Origin of the sequence: Caulobacter sp. DWP3-1-3b2 (assembly GCF_049896325.1) — a bacterium.
In the GTDB taxonomy this organism is placed as follows: Bacteria; Pseudomonadota; Alphaproteobacteria; order Caulobacterales; family Caulobacteraceae; genus Caulobacter.
Genome location: NZ_JAFCUB010000028.1, coordinates 1 through 19,237, shown reverse-complemented (window position 1 = coordinate 19,237; position 19,237 = coordinate 1). Strand labels below are relative to the sequence as shown.

The window sequence follows — 19,237 nt, the reverse complement described above, 5'->3', positions numbered from 1 at the left end:
CTACCGCCCACCGGCGGCGATCCTGCGCAGGCCCAACTCGTCGAGGGCGGCGCTCTCCAGCTTGCCGACCAGCTTGGCCTTGGCGAGCTTGGCGGCCTCGGCGACGTGTTCGTATTTTTTGAGGTTCTCGAAGGCCATGGCCAGGGCGTCGCGCGCGCCGGTTTCCTCGATCAGGGTCTGGTCGATCTCCAGCAGGGCCTGGTCGCGGCGGATCTTGAACCCCTGGCGAAAGCCGATCATGTACCACCCGGCCTGGATGTCGCCCTGGGCGCCCAGGGCCTCGGCCTCGGCCTCGGCGTCGAGCGACGCGACCCGCATCTCGGCGGTCTGGCGACGATCGACGATCTCGGACAACCGCTTCTGAAGCGTCTCCACCTCGTGGTTCGAGATGCGGATCAGGGAGTCGGCCCACTTGGTCATCAGGCGGCGTCACTTTGCAGGATATGGGCGAGATAGCCGAAGCTGTCGTCGAGGCTGGTGGCCTCGTCCTTGTCCTGGCCCAGGAAGGCTTCCACGGCGGGGTTCAGGCGGATGGCGCGGTCGATGACCGGGTCGGCCCCGGCCCGATAGGCGCCGATGCGGATCAGCTCTTCCATGTTGGCGTAGGCCGACATGGTTTGGCGGGCCGTCTTGACGACCTCGCGCTCTTCCAGGGTCTGGCAACCGGGCATGGTCCGACTTATGGACTTGAGCACGTTAATGGCGGGAAAACGCCCGCGTTCGGCGATGGCCCGTTCCATGACGATGTGGCCGTCGAGGATGCCTCGGGTGGCGTCGGCGATCGGCTCGTTGTGGTCGTCGCCATCGACCAGCACCGTGAACATCGCGGTGATCGGGGCGGCGGTCGTGCCGTCGGGGCGGATCGGGCCGGGGCCGGCCCGCTCGAGCAGCTTGGGCAGTTCGGTAAAGACGGTGGGGGTGTAGCCCTTGGTGGTCGGCGGCTCGCCGGCGGCCAGGCCAATCTCGCGCTGGGCCATGGCGAAGCGGGTCACCGAGTCCATCAGGCAAAGCACTTCCTGGTCCTGGTCGCGCAGATATTCGCAGATCGCCATGGTCATGTAGGCGGCCTGGCGGCGGGTCAGGGCAGGCTCGTCCGAGGTGGCGACCACGACGATGGCGCGCTTGAGGCCTTCCTCGCCGAGGGTCTCCTCGATGAACTCGCGGACCTCGCGGCCCCGTTCGCCGATCAGGCCCACGACGACGGCGTCACAGGTCGCCTCCTTGGCCAGCATAGATAGCAGCACCGACTTGCCGACCCCCGAGCCGGCGAAGATGCCCAGGCGCTGGCCGCGGCAGGTGGTGGTGAAGACGTTCATCGACCGCACGCCCAGATCGATGCGCTCGCCGACCCGGCCGCGCGCGTGGGCGGGCGGAGGCGGGGCCTTCAGGGGATAGGGCACCTCGCCCTGTGGCAAGGGGCCGAGCCCGTCTATGGGCTCGCCAAAGGCGTTGATAATGCGGCCCAGCCAGGCCTTGGTCGGACGCACGGCGGCGCCCTCGGGCATGATGCGGATCTCGGCGCCGGGGGCCACGCCCTCGACGGGGCCGAACGGCATCAGCAGGGCGCGGGTTTCGCGGAAGCCGACCACCTCAGCCGGCAGCACCGGCAGGTTCAGCCGGTCGATCTCGACCCGCGCGCCGATCGCCAGCCGCGTCAGCCCGCCGCGCGCCTCGATCAAGAGGCCGTTCACGGCGGCGACGCGACCGGAAATGGTCAGCGGATCGATACGTTCGACGGCGGCGATCAGGCTACGCAAGCAGGACTCCCGAGCTCCGGGTCAAGCTTCGACCCCGCGCGTTAATGGGCCGTGAAGTAGGGCTGACATGGTTAATTGGGTCTTGCGACCTAAAGCGTGGGGTTGGAGCTGCGGCGTTATGACCTGCCTCACTAATTCGCTTCACTCCGGCGAAGGCCGGGCCCCAAGCCGAGCCGGCAAGCAAACCCACTGTGGCTCGGTCAGGTGAGGGGCCATCCTGACGCTCAGCTTGGGTCCGGGCTTGCGGCGCCTAATGCTGTCGGTTCTGGTCCTGGCCTTCATGATCCTGGGTAGAGGCTTTGCGCCTCGCCGAAAAGTTCTGGCGATCACCGTTCGAAAATCTTCGCGACAGAACGCCGCAATCTCGCCCCACAGATGAACGGCGCGATGGTCAGGAAACGCACCTGAGGCGATGTCGAAGAGCTTTGCGGGGCTGGATTTCACGGCTTTTGACCCAAAAGGAATCGTCTTGACGAACGATCCACAGGCCGTCGCGACCAATGCGACAAACGACTCGCTGGGCGCTTGCGCCCGATTCGCAAATCAGATTAACCATTTCCTCAGCGAGATTATTCACCATTAACCAGTCTTAAATTAACTGTCCCGCACAGTGCAGGACGGGTTTCACCGGCGGTATTCCGCCACGCTGTCGAATAATGCCGCCCAAGGGCGGGGAGGGCTGCATGCGCGTACTGTTGATCGAGGATGACAGCGCCACCGCGCAGACCATCGAGCTGATGCTGAAGTCTGAAGGCTTCAACGTCTACACGACGGATCTTGGCGAAGAGGGCGTGGATCTGGGCAAGATCTATGACTACGACCTGATCCTGTTGGACCTGAACCTGCCGGACATGAGCGGCCTCGACGTGCTGCGCACCCTGCGGGTGGGCAAGGTCAACACGCCGATCATGATCCTGTCGGGCTCGTCGGAAATCGACACGAAGGTCAAGACCTTCTCGGGCGGCGCCGACGACTACATGACCAAGCCGTTCCACAAGGACGAGATGATCGCCCGCATCCATGCGGTGGTCCGTCGCTCCAAGGGCCACGCCCAGTCGGTGATCAAGACCGGCGACATCGTGGTCAATCTGGACGCCAAGACGGTCGAGGTGACGGGCAACCGCGTCCACCTGACCGGCAAGGAATACCAGATGCTGGAGCTGCTCTCCCTGCGCAAGGGCACGACCCTGACCAAGGAAATGTTCCTCAACCACCTGTACGGCGGCATGGACGAGCCGGAACTGAAGATCATCGACGTCTTCATCTGCAAGCTGCGCAAGAAGCTGGCGGCCTCGGCCCAAGGCAAGCACCACATCGAAACCGTCTGGGGCCGGGGCTACGTCCTGCGCGACCCGAACGAGCAAGTCGCCGCGGCCTAAACCGTCCCGCGCGATGTCGAGAGATCAAGGCGCCCGTCTCTCCGGAGGCGGGCGTTTTTCTCTGCCAGATCAACGGATTAACCCTATCCGTGACAAAGCGCCCAAAGCACTTGATAGTCCTTGTCCAGGGGCGGTCTCATCCGTCACTTTCCGGCGCGAGGCTTGCTGGGGGGCATCCCAGCCGTGTCATTCTTGAACGCACGCGGCATCGCTACCGAACGGGGGCATGATGCAGGAATTCGATCCGAGGCGGCCGACCTTGCGTTGGGCTCCGCGCGTCTTCACCGCCATCGCCGGTCTGGCCGCCCTGGGCCTGGGCTGGAAGCTTACGGCGCCCGACGCCCCGATCGCCGTGGTCCGCGCCCCGCTCGACGCCGCCGCCATGGCTATCCTGCAGCACAACGCCTTCGCCAGCGCCGAGGCCCAGCCTGGCTTCGACCGTCCGCAATCGATCCCCGTCAAGGTGCGTCCCGGCGAGACCCTGGAAAGCGCCGTGCTGCGCACAGGGATCGCCCCCAATGACGCCCACCAGGTGGTGGCCGCTCTACAGGGCGCGATCGACACCGTTAACATCAAGGCCGGCATGGCCTTCGAGGCCGCCATCGCCGAGCGCCGCAATGGGCCCAATGGTAGAAGGGGGGCCGGCGCCGCCCGCCTGATCGGCCTGTCGATGCGCACCGGCCCGTCCTCCACCCTGACCGTCTCGCGCACCTTCGACGGCGCGATGAAGCTGCGGGAGCTTGAGGAAAAGGTCAGCGACGAGACCAAGGTCGCCTGCGGCCGGATGGAGGGCTCGTTCTATGAGAGCGTCGCCAATGTCGGCGGCACGCCGGCGGTGATCCGCCAGGCGGCTCAGCTGTTCTCGCACAAGATCGACTTCTCGCGCGACATCCGCGAGGGCGACAGGTTCTGCCTGGTGTTCGACCGCAAGGTCACCGAGAGCGGTCGCACGGTCGAGGCCGGCGACCTGGAATATGCCGAGGTCAAAGGCCAGAAGTTCTACGCCTTCGACCGCGATGGTCGCAATGGAGCAGGGGGGGATGGCAAGCCTCAGTTCTTCGATGAGCTGGGCAAGAACATTAAGGGCTTCCTGCTGCGCACGCCGGTTGACGGGGCCCGCATCACCTCCACCTTTGGGCCGCGCAAGCACCCGGTGCTGGGCTATACCCGCGCCCACCAGGGCGTAGACTTCGGCGCCGGCACCGGCACGCCCATCCTTGCGGCCGGCGACGGCGTGGTGCTGGAGGCTCGCCGCTGGAGCGGCTACGGCAACTGGCTGCGTATCCGCCATTCGGGCCAGTGGGACACCGGCTACGGCCACATCTCGCGCTACGCCCCCGGCATCCGTCCGGGCGTCCATGTGCGCCAGGGGCAAGTCGTCGCCTATGTCGGCCAGACCGGCCTGGCGACCGGTCCCCATCTGCATTACGAGGTCTGGCTCAACGGCCAGCGCGTTAACCCGATCGGCGCCAAGGTCCCACAGGGCACGATCCTGGCGGGCGGCGAACTGAGCCGCTTCAAGGCCCAGCGGGCGCATATCGACCGGCTGCTGGCCGATGGCGGCGACGCGGACGACAAGGCGACCCCAAAACTGGCCCTGGCCAGCCTGGACAAGACCAAGGGCCCGACATTGCGGTAATGCTGAGGACACGCCCTTGCGACGTGTCCTCATTTAGCTTCAGCGGTTGCGGGAGGGGACACGCCGCAAGGGCGTGTCCCCGCCATCACGCGAGCTTGACCATCGTCCCGCCGCGTCCCATCCAGAGGGCGCATGAAATCTTTCCCACCTCTGAAACCCGACTCCGAGGACATGCTGCACCTCGACGCCCTGCGCATCGTCGGGGCGCTGATGATCGTGGTGTTCCATTTCAACCGCTTCATCAATCTGGATGGGCGCTGGCAGGCCGTGGACGACATGGTCAAGGGCTTCAGCCTGATCGTCGACCTGTTCTTCGTGATCTCCGGCTATGTGATGGCGGCGGTCTATGCCGGGCGGCTGACGACCTGGGGCAAGTACGGGACCTTCCTGAAGAAGCGGGTGGCGCGGCTGGGGCCGCTGCACTGGGCGACGCTTGCGGTGTTCGTCGCCGTCTGGGCCGCAGGGCAAGCGGGTTTGGTCGCCGATCGCGATCCCAAGCGCTACGACCTGGCCTGCATCGTCCCCAACATCATCTTCATCCACGCCTGGCACGTTTGCCACGCCCAGACCTGGAACTTCGTCAGCTGGGCGATCAGCGCCGAGATGGGGATGTATATCGCCCTGCCGCTGCTGTTCTGGATCACGGCGCGCGGATGGGTGGTGACGGCCTTGGCGGCGGGCGTCAGCCTGACGGTGCTGCTGCTCAATCCCGACGGGCCGATGCCCTTTCACCAGTGGACCTGGAACTTTGGGGTGCTGCGCGCTGTGCCGGGGTTCCTGATCGGCATGCTGGGGTTCCAACTGAGGCCGATACTGGGGCGGCTGCCCTTGGCGCGCTTGTGGATGTGGGGCCTGCTGGCGCTGTTCCTGGGGCTGTCGATGATCCGCGTCGAGCGCACCTGGCTGCTGCTGCTCGTCTACGCCCTGGGCCTGGCCGGCGTCGCCGCCGATGCCGCACGGACGCAGGGCGGGGTCAGTCGCCGCCTGGCGCCGTGGGCGCAATTGAGCTTTACCCTCTATCTGCTGCATCCGATCTTCCTGAAGATGGTGCTGAACTGGCTGGGGCTCAGCACCTGGCATCTGGGCGACAACGGCGACGCCATGCGTTGGCTCGTGCTGGCCAGCATCGTGGCGCTGATCCCGCTGGCCTATCTGTCGCTGGTGCTCTTCGAACGGCCGGCGCGCGACTGGATTTCACGGCTGGGCCAAAAACGAACCCTCTCTCATAGAGAGAGGGAGGGACCCGCCGCGTAGCGGTGGGAGGGTGAGAGGTTACACCTTGGACGATTTCGCGCCGCGCCCGCAATGGGCGCTCGGACGGTCAGTTATGGGTAGGTTTCAGACGTGGCGGACAGCTAGATAGGCTTCTTGTTGGGCCGCCTCTTCATCTGTGTAGAAGTGATCGTCGAGCCCCTCGACAGGCACGTAATCGCCATAGTCAAGCTGTTCATTGTAGAGCTGCATCGCCTCGTACCATGACGACGCGCGGAGTTCAAAAACCCTGCGGGCGTGAGGTGTCAGGCCAGGGCGCAGCTGATCGCTGCGCTCACGGACCGGTCCGAATTCGCCGCCGTGTCCGCTTTCCCAATACTCGTGGAGTAGCTCAGGCATACGCGATGTTTGCGGCAGCTTCACGGAATCCGCAACGGGTCGAAAGCAGACCGGGCGCTATCCGTCATGCCCTGCCGGCACGCCGGTCAGCGGTGTAACCTCTCACCCTCCCATGGCTTCGCCATGGGCCCCTCCCTCTCTCAAAGAGAGAGGGTTCAAGAAAGACTGTCCACCCAGCCCGGCAGCTCCGCAATCGACCCCAACTCGCCGTACCGTGCATGGTCCTTCGGCGCCGTCGCCGCCTCGTGCGCCCAGACCAGCGGGTAGGGGATCAGCGCCGCCCAGGCGCCGGCCTCGAGGGCCGGGAGGATGTCGGACTTCACCGAATTGCCGGCCATCACCGCCTGCTCGGGTCCGGTCCCGTGGCGGGCGAAAACCCGGCGATAGGTGCCGGCGTCCTTCTCCGAGACGATCTCGACGGCGGCGAACAGGTCGCCCAGACCGGAAGCCGCCAGCTTCTGCTCCTGATGCAGCAGGTCGCCCTTGGTGATCAGCACCAGCCGGTAGCGTTCGGACAAAGTCGCCAGGGCCTTCTCGACGCCGGGCAGCGGCTCGACGGGTTCGCTGAGCATCTCGCGGCCGGCCGCCAGGATCTGGCGGATCACCCCGATGCTGACCTGGCTGTCGGTCAGGTCCATGGCCGTCTCGATCATCGACAGGGTGAAGCCCTTGGCCCCGTAGCCGTAGAGCCGCAGGTTGCGCTGCTCGGTCTCGGCCAGCCTGGCGTCGATCTGGGCCTCATCGCCATAGGGCGCCAGCAGCTCGACGAACCGCTTATGGGTCAGGCGGAAGAGGGTCTCGTTGTGCCAGAGGGTGTCGTCGGCGTCGACGCCGACAGTGGTGATGGGCATGGAAGCGCTCCGGATCGGAGGCGGGTGATACGATGGGTCCGGAGAGGAGGGAAGGGTCGGCGGCGTTCCTCCCAGAGCAAGCCGCGCAATATAGGGATCGCACGGCTTGCTCTAGACTTTTGTTTTCGCATCGCTTTTGCGGAAAACCGGTGGCCACTTTTCCGCGCGATGCTCTAGGCCCAGCAGGGCGCAGACGCCTGGGGCGACGGTGGTCGCAGCCTGGCGCAGGCGGGATGGGCCTTGTAGACGCGCTTCAGCGAGGCCGGGAAACGGTGCAGGGCCGACGTGGGCCGGATCGGCCGCGCCGACAATCCGCCGCCGCAATTGGGACAGACGCCGGAAAAGCGGCTCTCCACGCAGTCGATGCAGAAGGTGCATTCGAAGGTGCAGATCAGGGCCTGGTCGCTGCTGGGCGGCAGGTCGCGATCGCAGCACTCGCAATTGGGACGAAGTTCGAGCATGGTCGCCTCCTCCCTTGATCGCGTATCTTGATGCGCGTTGACCCGCGCACCATAAGGGCCGATGGCGCGCGAACGCGAGAGAGCAAGTTCGCCGATCACGGGAATGTGGGAGCGCGCTCGCCGCGCCGTGATCGAAAGGGTTGACCCCCCCGTCATACCCCCCTAGACACGCCGCCGTTTGCGCGGCGGGTGGGGGTTATCTCCGACCCGCCTTTTTGCGACAATGATCGGCCCTTCGGGGCCAGCGTTCTGGAGGCGCTTTCCGAGATGTCCCAAGACCTTCTCCCCGGCGTCACCGGAATTTTGGCCCTGGCCGACGGCACGATCCTGCAAGGCCTCGGCTGCGGCGCGACGGGCGACGCGGTCGGCGAGGTGTGTTTCAACACCGCCATGACCGGCTACCAGGAAATCCTCACCGACCCCTCCTACATGGCCCAAATCGTCGCCTTCACCTTTCCGCACATCGGCAATGTCGGGACCAATGTCGAGGACCTCGAACAGATGGCCGGCGGGGCCGAGACGGCGGCCCGCGGCGCGATCTTCCGCGACGCCCCGACCCACCCGGCCAACTGGCGCGCCGACAGCGACTTCGACAGCTGGATGAAGCGCCGCAACATGATCGGCCTGTCGGGCGTCGATACCCGCGCCCTGACCCGCAAGATCCGCGAGACCGGCATGCCGCACGGCGTCATCGCCCACAGCCCGACCGGCGAATTCGACCTCGACGCCCTGGTCGCCAAGGCCAAGGCCTGGGCCGGACTGGAAGGCCTCGACCTGGCCAAGGACGCCTCCACCACCCAGACCTTCACCTGGGACGAGGGCCTGTGGTCGTGGCCGGAAGGCTACGCCAAGCTGGACAAGCCCAAATATGAGGTCGTGGTCCTCGACTACGGCGTCAAGCGCAACATCCTGCGCGCCCTGGCCCATGTCGGCGCCCGCGCCACGGTCGTGCCGGCCGACACCTCGGCCGAGGACATCCTGGCGCGCAATCCCGATGGCGTGCTGCTCTCAAACGGCCCGGGCGATCCGGCCGCGACCGGCGAATATGCGGTGCCCGAGATCCAGAAGCTGGTGGCCAGCGGCAAGCCGGTGTTCGGCATCTGTCTGGGCCACCAGATGCTGGCCCTGGCTGTCGGCGCCAAGACCGTGAAGATGGAACAGGGCCACCACGGCGCCAACCACCCGGTGAAGGACCTGACGACCGGCAAGGTCGAGATCGTCTCGATGAACCACGGCTTCACGGTGGACAGCGCGAGCCTGCCCGAGGCGGTGACCGAGACCCACGTCTCGCTGTTCGACGGCACCAATGCCGGCATCGCCGTGACGGGGAAACCGGTTTTCAGCGTGCAGCACCACCCGGAGGCCTCGCCGGGGCCGACGGACAGTCTGTACCTGTTCGAGCGGTTCGCGGGTCTGATGGATCAGGCGAAGTAGGCCTATCGCGGTAAGGCGGTTTCGCCCGTCTCGTCTGGGCAGAACGCGGCGCTCGCCAACTCATAGGTCAGCCCGCGTCCCTGCCAGATCTCGCCGAAGTCCAGACCCGCCTGATCCGCGAACACGATCAAGGCCAGCCCTAATTTCGGCGCGAGCAGGTTCCGCACCTCGACGCCGCCGATCTCGCCGCGCCGCTCGACCAAATCGACCGCCCCCCGGCACCCCCTCAAGGGCGCCGGGAAACTCCAGACGCCCAACGCTACATAGCCAAGCTTGGGCTCGCCCTTCCACGCCGCCTCGGTCTGCGGTGGCGGTAGCAGCCGCCCGCTCAGCAAGGCCTGATCGAACCGCGCGAGGTCGTCGGAGGCGCCGACCCCGGCGCCAGCCGGTCCGAAGGTCGCCAGCTCGAAGGCGGGCTCGGGCGAGCCGTCCGCATTGCGCCCGGGCGTGGATTTCAGCGGCAGGCCGACCTGCGCCACCCGCAGGGTTTTCAGGCCGAGTGGCCTTGTGATGCGGGCGCGCAGAAGGGCGGGAAACGATTGGCCGGTCACCCGTTGCAGCACCGCGCCCAACACGATGAAGTCGCAGTTGTTGTAGGAAAATGCAGCGCCTGGCTGTCCCTTCACCGAGCCGGCGCAATAGCCCAGCGCGTCCGCCGGCCCGCCGGCCCCAGGGGTGCGCCGGCGATAGAAGTCCGGCAGGTCCGCCGGTGTCGCCATGGCGGTGTCGTCAGGATTGGGCAGGCCGGAGGTGTGCTGCAGCAACATGCGGATCGTGACCCCGCCCGCCGTGGCGCCTCGAAAGGCCGGAAGCCGGGTGGGCAGCGTGTCGTCCAGCGACAGGGACCCCCTCGCGACCTCTTGCAGGACGAGGGTTGCGGTCAGTTGCTTGGTCACCGACGCCCAACGCCAGAGATCGCCGCGCCGATGCGGCCGGCCGGGTGCGGACAGGGCGCGCGCATAGGTGACGTGATGGCGATCGGTGACTAACACCTCGCCCGCCAACCCCTGCGTCCTGGCCTTCTCCACAACCTTATCGAGGGCCGGTGAGCCCGCGAGGCTCGGACCCGCCGCCGAAAGCGCGGCTATAATCCCCATGACCGCCAGACCAAATTTCATGACGCCGCCCCTCTGTAGGCGGCAAGGCTAGCAGGCGCCTTCGGACACGCAAGCCTCTGACCCCTCGGCCTCAGGTCCCGAACTGTACGAACGGGGCCTTGTTGAACAGCTCGCGCTCCGCCCCGCGCGGGTCGTCCTGCATCCGGGTGGTGTTGTCGAACACCAGCGTCTGCCGCCTCGGCAGGGTGTAGGGCTCCCACTTCGGGATCGCCGGGCAGTTGGGATCACCCGTCCGCGCGAAGGCGATGAAGGCGTCGGCCAGGCGCTCATGCAGGGCCACAGCGTCGGGCGCCGAGCCGGTGATCACGCCGGGCGCGTCGAGATTTCCGAACACCAGCTGCATGTCCAGCGTATGGGGGGCGCCCCAGACGCCGCCGTCCTTGGGGGCGCGCCAGTCGAGCTGATAGGCGAAGGCGGGGGCGCCGGCCTTGGCGCGTTCCTCGTCCTGGATGATCGCCGCCTTCCACGAGCGGCCGGCCGTGGCGGCGGCGAAATAGACGTCGGACGGGGCATAGGCCGGATAGATCTTGCGATAGGCCGCCACCACCGTGGCGGGGTCGATATCGACGCGCGCGTTGAACTGGCTGGGCAACTTGGCGATGACCTGGTCCCAGGTCAGGTCCAGCAGGCTCTTGTCATAACCGACGAAGCCGCGCGTCTCGTCATGGGTGTTGCCGACCATCATCGGCACGTCCAGGCTCTGGGGCGCGGCGTCGGGGAAGAAGGGGTGGCGGGTCAGGCTCCGCTCGTCCAGCACCGGACCCATATAGACTCCGCCGCTGCCAGCGATTGGATCGACGGCCTTCAGGCCGGCCAGGAACTGGTCGGCGGGTAGGGCGCGCAGGGCGGCCAGGTCCTTGACCCCCAGCTTGTCCACGAAGCCCTTGGCGCGCTTGGTGGCGTTGAACGGGCCGCCGACCGTGACCTGCTGGCCGCTCATGGTCGCGGCGCGGTGGAACAGGCCCTTGGCCGACGGCATGGCCATCAGGGTGGCGATCTTGGCGCCGCCGCCGGACTGGCCAAACAGCATGACATTACCGGGATCCCCGCCAAACGCGGCGATATTGTCGCGCACCCATTGCAGCGCCAGCACGAGGTCCAGCTGGCCGGCATTGCCGCTGTCAGCCGCGGAAGGGTCGTCGAAGAGGCGGGCCAGATAGAGGTAGCCAAAGGCGTTGAGCCGGTGATTGACCGTCACCACCACCACGTCACCGCGCTTGGCCAGTTTCGTGCCGTCATACCAGGGGCTGGCCCCCGAGCCGGTGTTGTAGGCGCCGCCGTGGATGTAGACCATCACCGGGCGCTTCTTGCCCTCTGAGGCTGGGGTCCAGACGTTGAGGAACAGGCAGTCCTCGCTGAGCGTCTCGCCTTCCTCGCCCTTGCCGCTTTGCGGTGACGCCGCGCCGAAGGCCAGGGCGTCGGCGACGCCGGTCCAAGGCTTGGCCTTGACGGGCGGCGTGAACCGCGCCGCGCCGCCGGTGTCGGCGCCGTAGCGCAGGCCCTTGAACACCTGGACGCCCTTGGCGCTGGCTCCACGCACCTTGCCCGCCGTGGTGGCGACGACGGGACCGGCCTTGGCGGCGGCGAAGGCCGGCGTCGAGGCCAAGGCCAGGGCCGCGCCCGCGCCGGCGATCAGGCCGCGGCGATCGACATTCAGGTGGTCCATAAGCTTGCTCCGGCGCGGTCGGGCTCGCGCTCGGAAGAAGGGCTATCACGGATCATGACACCGGTGACATCCACTTTTTGGGGAGGGCGGAGCGCCAGCCGAGCAGGTCCTCCCCCCCGTGGGGGAGGCGGCGCGAAGGCGCCGGTGGCGGGAGTAGACCCACCTCACCGACACTCCCCCCACCGTCGGCTTCGCCGACACCTCCCCCACAGGGGGAGGACTTAGAGTGCGTCCACCGCCTCTGCGTGCTCGCGGATGATCTCCAACGTCGAGACATCCGCGTCGAACACCCCGAACAACCCCTGCTCCTCCTGCGGCGGATCGCCGACATAGGCCTGGTCGCCCATCTTGAACCAGGCGTCCGGATGGGCCGCGCGGGCCTCGCCGTTCCAGGCCCAGAAGTTGGTCCCGGCGATCGGGCCGCCGGCCTTCATGTCGGCCAGGGCGGTGTCGAAGACCATGCCGTAGAACCGGTCCTTGAACGTGGCCAGAGCGCCGGGCGTGAAGGCGCGATCGTCGCGGATCAGGCCGAACTCCTCGATCACGAGGGGCTTGCCCAGCCCCTTGGCCAGCGCGACGTGGCGAGCGATGTAGTCGCGGCACTTCGCCTCGCCGGCGGCGTAGGTCGCGGGTTGATCTTTGAAGTCGATCCAGTTCCAGTTGTTGGGCCAGACGTGCAGGGTCAGGTAGTCGATGCTAACGGGCTTGTGGGCCTCGACCACGCAGGCCTCGCGCTGCAGGCAGCCCATGTCGCCCTCGCTGCCGGTGCTCACCAGGTGGCGGCGGTCCAGCGCCTTGATGAAGGCCGAGGTCTCGGCGATCCAGCGATAATAGGTCGGCAGGTTGGCGACCCCGAACGCCTCGCTGCCGCCCGGCCGCGGCTCGTTGGCCAGCTGCCAGGCCATGATGGTCGGGTCATCGCGATAGGCCTTGCCGGTGACGCCGTTGGTGCGGGTCACCAAGGCGCGGACATAGTTCTGGAACAGGACCTGGGCCTTGGCGTCGCCATAGAACCGCGCCGAATAGTCGGCGAACTCTGGCCACGGGTGGGCCGGATCGCCCTGCTGAAACCAGTCGCCATTGCCGGTCCAGCGCAGATAGGCCGGCATGCCGCCTGACCAGTCCCAGAAGTTGTTGAGATAGATCACCGCCTTCATGCCGCGCTGGGCCATTTGCGCCAACAGCACGTCGAGGCCGGTCAGTAGATCCTGGTCATAGTCCTCGCCGGGCCCACGGAAGGTCGGGTCGATCGCCACCTTGGCCGGCGACCGCTCGCCCGCGCCCAGCACCCGCAGATTGGTGACGCCCAAGGCCTTCAGCCGGTCCAGCTCGCGCCCCAGGCGGGCGCGGTCGCCGGTCTTGCCTGGGGAGCCCAGCCAGGCCCCGTACCAGAGATTGGCGCCGACGAAGCGATAGGGCTTGCCGTCGAGGGTCAGGTGGCCGTCGCGGACGGTGACGAAGCCCTTTGCGGGCGTGGCGGCCTGCGCGTCGCCAACGGCCATCAGGGCGGCTCCGGCCATCATCAGGTGGCGTCTCGACAGCATGGTTGGCTCCCCCGTTTTGCCTACACTAGCGGAGGGCGGTGGCGCGGGGGAGGGGACTCCAGAACTTGATTTCTGAAAGAATGGCCCAGGCTGCTCCCTTTAGCCTTTGTACAGCGTGGTCGGCCCGTTCGATCGGCGCGACAGCTGTTGTCGAAGAAGTGCGATGCCGGATTGATCCTTACGCCCTTGACCGCCGAGCCCTGCGAGAGGCCGGCCAGAGAAGCGACGGCTTGCTAACTCAAGGCGTTCGTTTTTCCAGCCCATGCCAGACCCTAGAAACGCGCACCCTGTCACCAGCGGGTTCGTAACGCACGACGTAGCTTGATGAGCCGAAGGGCACGATCAACTCGCGAAGACCGTCGGCATCGATGGGGCGTCCCCGATCCGAAATCTCGCCGAGACTTTCGAAGGCCTGGGCCAGCACGTCGAGCAAGCGATCGGCCGCGAGAGGATGCTTCTCGAACAGCCAGTCGTGGACGCGTGCCACATCGGCGTGCGCTTCGCGTGAAAGGATGACCGGGCGGGGCAGAGCGTTACAGGCGGTGGCGCGCGCGAAGCCGATCGCGCAGTTCGGGCCAAGCCGTTCCCTCGCCGGTCCGTTTCATGCGTTCAATGATAGCCCGGTCAATAGCCGGATCAGGATCGATCGGCGCTTGCCCGGCCTGATCGATCTCTCGATCGATCAGCAAGGCGGCATAATCTTCCGGAGACATGTCCAGCCGATCCGCCAAAGCCTTCAGCTTGGCGGTCTTTTCAGCGTTAACATGAAGATCAAAGCCGTCAGCCATGAGCGAAGAATCCCGCCCTGGGCCGGCGGCGTCAAGTCACAGATTCAACGATACCGGATGCCCGCTCTGGGCCGTGATGTTGACGCTCAGCGCCCGCTTCACCGCATAGCGCAGCGGGGCATGCGGCCCGCCGGCCGACAGGTCCGAGTGGCGGCGGTCCAGCCTCACCGGCGTTCTTCTAGCCCGTGCCAGATCCGGGTGATGATCACCCGGTCGGAAGTGACCCGGTAGCGGATGATGTCGCCACCTTGTCCGAAAGGAATATTCACTTCGCGGGTCGCGGGTCGCGGGTCGCAAGTCGCGGGTCGTGGGTCGTGGGGCCGACGGGGCGGCCTCTCAAAGGATGTCTGGTCAGGCTGATAAGCATCTGGCCCATTAGATCGCCGAAACGGGCGGCTATGGCGGTGTCGTATTCCATCAGTCTCCCGTTCAGGCGTTCGGCGTCCTTGCCTGCCCGAGGAGAGACGGTGATGGAATAGATCGCCCCTCTCGGCCGCCGAACGTCCGGAGCCGCACCTGAAATGCTGGCCAGGAAATGGCCTCGCCCGTGCGCTCAACCTCGTCCGCTATGGCTTCATCGATGGCGGGGTCTGGATCGACCCACCCCGAATTACTGTTCGCGAGGTCCCGATCGATCAACAGGTCCGCATAGTTCTCCGGTGACATGTCGAGCCGGTCCGCCAGAGCCTTGAGTTTGGCGGCCCGTTCGTCGTCCAGGTGAAGATCAAATCCATCGGCCATGGACGCAGAATCCCGCCCCTGGCCGAGATCGTCAACTCACAGATTCAGCAGCGCCGGATCCCCGCCCTGGGCCGTGATGTTGACGCTCAGCGCCCGCTCCACGGCGTAGCGCAGCAGCGCATGGGGCCCGCCGGCCTTGGGGCCGGTGCCCGACAGGCCCTCGCCGCCGAACGGCTGGACGCCGACCACGGCGCCGGTCATCGAGCGGTTGACGTAGCAGTTGCCGGCCGGGACCAGGCGCTGCACGTCGGCCGCGAAGCGCTCGATCCGCGAGTGAACGCCCAGGGTCAGGCCGTAGCGGCGGGCCGCCAGGGCGCCGGCCACCTGCTCCAGGTCCTCGGGCCGATAGAGCACCACGTGCAGCACCGGGCCGAACACCTCGCGCTCCAGGAAGTCGGCGGCGGGGATCTCGGCCAGGACCGGGGCGAAGAAGGTCCCGGCTTCCGGGGCCGTAAGCTGGTGCAGGACCTTGGCCTCGTGTCTCAGGCGGACGAGATGCTTGTCTAGCGCCGCCTTGGCCTCGGCGTCGATCACCGGGCCGACGTCGGTGGCAGCCAGGGCCGGGTCGCCGATCACCAGGGCGTCCATGGCCCCCTTCAGGCCCTCGATCAAGCCGTCGGCGGTGTCTTCCGGCAGGAACAGCAGCCGCAGGGCCGAGCAGCGCTGGCCGGCGCTGCCGAAGGCCGACAGGATGACGTCGTCGATCACCTGTTCGCGCTGGGCGGTGGTATCGACGAACATGCCGTTCAGGCCGCCGGTCTCGGCGATGAACGGCACGATCGGGCCTTGGCGTTGGGCCAGCGTCTGGTTGATCCGCCAGGCGGTGTCGGTGCCGCCGGTGAAGGCCACGCCGTCCAGGCCGTCATGGGCGGTCAGGGCCGCGCCGACCGTCTCGCCGCGACCTGGCAGCAGGGCCAGCAGGCGGTGGTCCAGGCCGGCGGCGTGATAGAGCTTTACCGCCTCATAGGCGACCAGCGGCGTCTGCTCGGCAGGCTTGGCCAGCACGGCGTTGCCGGCCGCCAAGGCGGCGGCGATCTGGCCGGTGAAGATCGCCAGCGGGAAGTTCCACGGGCTGATGCAGACGAAGACGCCCCGGCCCGCCAAGCGCAGTGTGTTGGTCTCGCCGGCCGGTCCAGTCAGGGTCTCGCCAGCTAGGCCGAACTGCTCCTCGGCCAGCTTGGCATAGTAGCGGCAGAAATCGACCGCTTCGCGCACCTCGGCCACGGCGTCGGGCGGGGTCTTGCCGGCTTCGCGCGACAGGATGGCGATCAGGCGCTCGATATTGGCTTCCAGGGCGTCGCCCATCGACCGCAGGACCACGGCGCGGGCGGGGCCGCCGGCCTGATCCCAGGCGGGCTGGGCGGCGCGAGCCAGCTTGAAAGCCTGGTCGATCTGCGGCAGTTGGGCCTCGGAGACCACCCCGACCACGCGGGCAGGGTCGGCCGGGCTCTGCACCGGCATCGGCGGCGCGCCGGCCGTGAATTTGCCGCCGATCAGCGGGCCGGACGACAGGGTCAGCTTGTCCAGTTCGACGAGGTGGGCGGCCAGGCGGTCGCGCGCCGCCTTCACCGACAGGTCGACGCCAGCGCTGTTGCGGCGCCACGGACCGTAGATATCGGTCGGCGTCGGGATCTTGGCGTGGCGGTCGGGGTGGGCTTCCACGGCGGTGATCGGATCGACCACCACCTGCTCAACCGGCACCCGCTCGTCGAGCAGGGCGTGGACGAACGATGTGTTGGCGCCGTTCTCCAGCAGGCGGCGGACCAGGTAGGGCAACAGGTCCTCGTGGCCGCCCACCGGGGCGTAGGCCCGCAGGGTGACGCCGTCATAGAGGTCATCGGCGGCCGCATAAAGCGCCTCGCCCATGCCGTGCAGGCGTTGGTGCTCGATCTTGACGCCGGCGTTCTTGGCCATGCGCACCACGGCCGCCAGCGTGTGGGCGTTGTGGGTGGCGAACTGGGCATAGAGGTGGGGCGCGGCAGCGACCAGGGCCTTGGCGCAGACCAGGTACGACAGGTCGGTGGCGGGCTTGGTGGTGTAGACCGGATAGTCCGGCCGGCCGGCGACCTGGGCGCGCTTGATCTCGCTGTCCCAGTAGGCCCCCTTGACCAGGCGGACCATCAGGCGGCGACCGGTTTCCTTGGAGAGGGCGGTGAGGCGGGCGATCACCTCGGGGCAGCGCTTCTGATAGGCCTGGACAGCCAGGCCCAGGCCGGTCCAGTCGCCCAGTTCCGGCTCGCGGCACAGGCGGTCCAGCAGCTTCAGCGACAACGCCAGTCTGTCCGCCTCTTCGGCGTCGATCGTGAAGCTTAAATCATGCTCTGCGGCGATCAGCGCCAGGCGCAGTATGCGCGGGTAGAGCTCGTCCCAGACACGGGCCTCTTGCGTGGCCTCATAGCGCGGGGTTAAGGCCGACAGCTTGATCGACACGCCGTGGCCGGCTTCCGGGCCGGCGCGGTTGGACAGCTTGCCGACGGTTTGAATCGCGTCGGCATAGGACTTCTCATAGCGGGCGGCGTCGGCGGCGGTGCGGGCGCCTTCGCCCAGCATGTCAAAGCTGCAGATGTCGTTGTCGTGGGCGGCGCGCTTGATGGCCGCCTCGATGGTGCGGCCCAGCACGAACTGCTCGCCCATGATGCGGATGGCCTGGCCGACGGCGGCGCGGATCACCGGCTCGCCCAGGCGGCCGGCGATCTTTTTGATAAACGCCGGCAAATCCCGCTGGGCCTGGTCGTCGGGCTCGACCAGCTTGCCGGTCAGCATCAAGCCCCAGGCCGAGGCGTTGACGAACAGGCTGTCGCTGCCGCCCAAGTGGGAAGCCCAGTCGGCCGAGCCGATCTTCTCGGCGATCAGCTTGTCGCGGGTGTCGTCGTCGGGGGTGCGCAGCAGGGCCTCGGCCAGGCACATCAGGGCCAGCCCCTCGCGGGTGCCGAGCGAAAACTCCTGCAGGAAGCTTTCGACCACGCCCTGCTTGCGGACGCTGCGGCGGGCGCCGCGCACCAGGGCCTCGGCCTCGGCGCGGACGGCGGCGCGATCCTCCAGGCTCAGGGGCTGGGCGGCTAGCAAGTCGGCGATCACCGCGGCCTCGTCGCGGTACTTGCCGTCGTCCAGCGTGTCCCAGTCGGTCATGGTCGCCTCGTTAATGGAATATCATCGGTCTATCGCGACATCGGCCAAAGGTGCTTCGTTTGTTCGGTGGCTGGTCCGTGTAATCTTCGGTAAAATCGGCGAGACCAGTCATTCGCTCCAGGCGCGCCGCGAGGTCGCTCGGGAGCATGTCGACGGCACATTGGGCGGGAAGGAGAGCGGTGGGAAGGGACACGTTACGGGGGGAGGTCGCGTGCCCCTTCCGCTCTCGCGCGGCGCTCAACGGGGGAGAGGCGCGCCGCGACGGCCGCCGCTTGCGCGGGGCGATCCTGCCGCCTGGAAACGCCGAGGGGGGGAGTGGCGCGGCCAAGCTTGCTAGGACAATTGAGGGTATAGCGCCGACATGATCGAAGGTGCTTTGTTTGTTCGGATCAATTTCCGAATTATCTTCGGTTAAAACGGGAAAAGTCCATGTCTGCTCTAGATGATACCGATCGCCGACTTTTACGGGTGCTGCAGGTCGATGGCCGTATCACCAACGCCGAGCTGGCCAAACGCTGCAACCTGTCACCGGCCGCCACCTTCGACCGTGTGCGGCGGCTGCGCGAGCGCGGTTTCATCCTCGGCTATGTGGCGCTGCTCGACCCGGCCAAGGTCGACCGCGCCCTGCTGATCTTCGTCGAGGTGGTGCTGGACCGCACGACCGGCGAGATGTTCGAGGACTTCGCCGCCGCCGTGCGCCGTGCGCCCGAGATCCTGGAGTGCCACATGGTGGCCGGGGGCTTCGACTATCTGATCAAGGCCCGGGTGCGCGACATGGAGGCCTATCGCGGGTTTCTGGGCGACATTTTGGTCAAGATGCCGGGGGTGCGCGAGACGCGGACCTATGCCGTGCTGGAAGAGGTGAAGAGCACGGTGCAGCTGCCGTTGTAATCCTGGCAAAAACCCGCTCATCCCAACGAATGCCGGGACCGAGATGGAATAGCTGAGGCTGACGCCATAGGCGCCGAGCTCTTCCCGTCATCCTCACCGCTAAGGGATCTGGGTCCCCTGAGTTCACAAACGAAGTGCAACACTCTCTGACCGAGGTGTTGCGATGGGACAAGCCTATGATCACCTCACGCTTGAGGAGCGGTGTGAGCTTGCCCGGCGTCGTGAAGC

The 19,237-nt window shown here is 66.9% G+C and carries 17 protein-coding genes and 1 pseudogene; 5 read left to right on the top strand and 13 right to left on the bottom strand.

Annotated elements, in window-relative coordinates; translation table 11 throughout:
- Together ACP7AG_RS15975 and fliI are read right to left on the bottom strand one after the other, a co-directional pair.
- Complete coding sequence (locus ACP7AG_RS15975) at positions 1 to 420, bottom strand: flagellar export protein FliJ (RefSeq protein ID WP_426013152.1); 420 nt, start codon at positions 418 to 420, stop codon at positions 1 to 3.
- The gene (gene fliI, locus ACP7AG_RS15970) at positions 420 to 1,757 is read right to left on the bottom strand and encodes a flagellar protein export ATPase FliI (RefSeq protein WP_426013150.1); all 1,338 of its coding nucleotides are present in this window, start codon (positions 1,755 to 1,757) and stop codon (positions 420 to 422) included. Before fliI ends, ACP7AG_RS15975 begins: the two co-directional genes overlap by 1 nt.
- Before the next feature lie 683 nt (positions 1,758 to 2,440).
- On the opposite strand from fliI, the gene ctrA reads away from it, so the two are divergent.
- The 3 genes from ctrA to ACP7AG_RS15955 all read left to right on the top strand — a co-directional run bounded on the left by ctrA (position 2,441) and on the right by ACP7AG_RS15955 (position 6,029).
- Complete coding sequence (ctrA, locus tag ACP7AG_RS15965) at positions 2,441 to 3,136, top strand: response regulator transcription factor CtrA (protein WP_426032005.1); 696 nt, start codon at positions 2,441 to 2,443, stop codon at positions 3,134 to 3,136.
- A gap of 229 nt (positions 3,137 to 3,365) precedes the next feature.
- Positions 3,366 to 4,775, top strand: coding sequence for a peptidoglycan DD-metalloendopeptidase family protein (locus tag ACP7AG_RS15960; RefSeq protein ID WP_426032031.1), 1,410 nt, complete (start codon positions 3,366 to 3,368; stop codon positions 4,773 to 4,775).
- A 132-nt stretch (positions 4,776 to 4,907) separates the two neighbouring features.
- Positions 4,908 to 6,029: an acyltransferase family protein gene (locus tag ACP7AG_RS15955; RefSeq protein WP_426032003.1), complete on the top strand. Its 1,122-nt coding sequence runs from the start codon at positions 4,908 to 4,910 to the stop codon at positions 6,027 to 6,029.
- An 84-nt stretch (positions 6,030 to 6,113) separates the two neighbouring features.
- Here the strand turns inward: ACP7AG_RS15955 and ACP7AG_RS15950 are convergent, their stop codons facing one another.
- From ACP7AG_RS15950 to ACP7AG_RS15940, 3 genes are all read right to left on the bottom strand, one after another.
- Entirely contained in the window at positions 6,114 to 6,410 is a 297-nt protein-coding gene (locus ACP7AG_RS15950) for a hypothetical protein (protein ID WP_426013141.1), read from the bottom strand.
- A gap of 131 nt (positions 6,411 to 6,541) precedes the next feature.
- The gene (locus ACP7AG_RS15945) at positions 6,542 to 7,237 is read right to left on the bottom strand and encodes an HAD family hydrolase (RefSeq protein ID WP_426032000.1); all 696 of its coding nucleotides are present in this window, start codon (positions 7,235 to 7,237) and stop codon (positions 6,542 to 6,544) included.
- Positions 7,238 to 7,410: 173 nt separating this feature from the next.
- Positions 7,411 to 7,698, bottom strand: coding sequence for a DUF1272 domain-containing protein (locus ACP7AG_RS15940; protein WP_426031998.1), 288 nt, complete (start codon positions 7,696 to 7,698; stop codon positions 7,411 to 7,413).
- Between the two features lie 267 nt (positions 7,699 to 7,965).
- Between ACP7AG_RS15940 and carA the strand changes: the two genes are divergently transcribed.
- Positions 7,966 to 9,132 (top strand): glutamine-hydrolyzing carbamoyl-phosphate synthase small subunit, encoded by a 1,167-nt coding sequence (gene carA / locus ACP7AG_RS15935; protein WP_426031996.1) that lies wholly within the window; start codon positions 7,966 to 7,968, stop codon positions 9,130 to 9,132.
- Positions 9,133 to 9,134: 2 nt separating this feature from the next.
- Here carA and ACP7AG_RS15930 read toward each other — a convergent pair whose 3' ends face one another.
- From ACP7AG_RS15930 to putA, 8 genes and pseudogenes are all read right to left on the bottom strand, one after another.
- Positions 9,135 to 10,250: a serine hydrolase domain-containing protein gene (locus tag ACP7AG_RS15930; RefSeq protein ID WP_426031994.1), complete on the bottom strand. Its 1,116-nt coding sequence runs from the start codon at positions 10,248 to 10,250 to the stop codon at positions 9,135 to 9,137.
- A 70-nt stretch (positions 10,251 to 10,320) separates the two neighbouring features.
- Positions 10,321 to 11,916 (bottom strand): carboxylesterase/lipase family protein, encoded by a 1,596-nt coding sequence (locus ACP7AG_RS15925; RefSeq protein ID WP_426031992.1) that lies wholly within the window; start codon positions 11,914 to 11,916, stop codon positions 10,321 to 10,323.
- Between the two features lie 221 nt (positions 11,917 to 12,137).
- Positions 12,138 to 13,460 carry a glycoside hydrolase 5 family protein gene (locus tag ACP7AG_RS15920; RefSeq protein ID WP_426031990.1) on the bottom strand — a complete coding sequence of 441 codons (1,323 nt, stop codon included), beginning with the start codon at positions 13,458 to 13,460 and terminating at the stop codon, positions 12,138 to 12,140.
- Positions 13,461 to 13,698: 238 nt separating this feature from the next.
- Positions 13,699 to 13,974: a type II toxin-antitoxin system RelE/ParE family toxin gene (locus ACP7AG_RS15915; RefSeq protein WP_426013272.1), complete on the bottom strand. Its 276-nt coding sequence runs from the start codon at positions 13,972 to 13,974 to the stop codon at positions 13,699 to 13,701.
- Between the two features lie 19 nt (positions 13,975 to 13,993).
- The gene (locus tag ACP7AG_RS15910) at positions 13,994 to 14,248 is read right to left on the bottom strand and encodes an antitoxin (RefSeq protein WP_426031988.1); all 255 of its coding nucleotides are present in this window, start codon (positions 14,246 to 14,248) and stop codon (positions 13,994 to 13,996) included.
- 36 nt (positions 14,249 to 14,284) lie between these two features.
- Positions 14,285 to 14,383: pseudogene (locus ACP7AG_RS15905) on the bottom strand (hypothetical protein); the annotation flags it as partial.
- A gap of 294 nt (positions 14,384 to 14,677) precedes the next feature.
- Positions 14,678 to 14,989 (bottom strand): antitoxin, encoded by a 312-nt coding sequence (locus tag ACP7AG_RS15900; protein WP_426031986.1) that lies wholly within the window; start codon positions 14,987 to 14,989, stop codon positions 14,678 to 14,680.
- Positions 14,990 to 15,025: 36 nt separating this feature from the next.
- The gene (gene putA, locus ACP7AG_RS15895; RefSeq protein ID WP_426031984.1) at positions 15,026 to 18,118 is read right to left on the bottom strand and encodes a bifunctional proline dehydrogenase/L-glutamate gamma-semialdehyde dehydrogenase PutA; all 3,093 of its coding nucleotides are present in this window, start codon (positions 18,116 to 18,118) and stop codon (positions 15,026 to 15,028) included.
- A 429-nt stretch (positions 18,119 to 18,547) separates the two neighbouring features.
- On the opposite strand from putA, the gene ACP7AG_RS15890 reads away from it, so the two are divergent.
- Positions 18,548 to 19,009 carry an Lrp/AsnC ligand binding domain-containing protein gene (locus ACP7AG_RS15890; RefSeq protein ID WP_426013124.1) on the top strand — a complete coding sequence of 154 codons (462 nt, stop codon included), beginning with the start codon at positions 18,548 to 18,550 and terminating at the stop codon, positions 19,007 to 19,009.
- Positions 19,010 to 19,237: the final 228 nt, after the last annotated feature.

Excerpts from the sequence above, each read along its gene's own strand:
- ACP7AG_RS15975 (WP_426013152.1), bottom strand. The coding sequence starts at position 420 with ATGACCAAGTGGGCCGACTCCCTGATCCGCATCTCGAACCACGAGGTG.
- ctrA (WP_426032005.1), top strand. The coding sequence starts at position 2,441 with ATGCGCGTACTGTTGATCGAGGATGACAGCGCCACCGCGCAGACCATC.
- ACP7AG_RS15960 (WP_426032031.1), top strand. The coding sequence starts at position 3,366 with ATGCAGGAATTCGATCCGAGGCGGCCGACCTTGCGTTGGGCTCCGCGC.
- ACP7AG_RS15955 (WP_426032003.1), top strand. The coding sequence starts at position 4,908 with ATGAAATCTTTCCCACCTCTGAAACCCGACTCCGAGGACATGCTGCAC.
- ACP7AG_RS15945 (WP_426032000.1), bottom strand. The coding sequence starts at position 7,237 with ATGCCCATCACCACTGTCGGCGTCGACGCCGACGACACCCTCTGGCAC.
- ACP7AG_RS15940 (WP_426031998.1), bottom strand. The coding sequence starts at position 7,698 with ATGCTCGAACTTCGTCCCAATTGCGAGTGCTGCGATCGCGACCTGCCG.
- carA (WP_426031996.1), top strand. The coding sequence starts at position 7,966 with ATGTCCCAAGACCTTCTCCCCGGCGTCACCGGAATTTTGGCCCTGGCC.
- ACP7AG_RS15930 (WP_426031994.1), bottom strand. The coding sequence starts at position 10,250 with ATGAAATTTGGTCTGGCGGTCATGGGGATTATAGCCGCGCTTTCGGCG.
- ACP7AG_RS15925 (WP_426031992.1), bottom strand. The coding sequence starts at position 11,916 with ATGGACCACCTGAATGTCGATCGCCGCGGCCTGATCGCCGGCGCGGGC.
- ACP7AG_RS15920 (WP_426031990.1), bottom strand. The coding sequence starts at position 13,460 with ATGCTGTCGAGACGCCACCTGATGATGGCCGGAGCCGCCCTGATGGCC.
- ACP7AG_RS15910 (WP_426031988.1), bottom strand. The coding sequence starts at position 14,248 with ATGGCTGACGGCTTTGATCTTCATGTTAACGCTGAAAAGACCGCCAAG.
- ACP7AG_RS15900 (WP_426031986.1), bottom strand. The coding sequence starts at position 14,989 with ATGGCCGATGGATTTGATCTTCACCTGGACGACGAACGGGCCGCCAAA.
- putA (WP_426031984.1), bottom strand. The coding sequence starts at position 18,118 with ATGACCGACTGGGACACGCTGGACGACGGCAAGTACCGCGACGAGGCC.
- ACP7AG_RS15890 (WP_426013124.1), top strand. The coding sequence starts at position 18,548 with ATGTCTGCTCTAGATGATACCGATCGCCGACTTTTACGGGTGCTGCAG.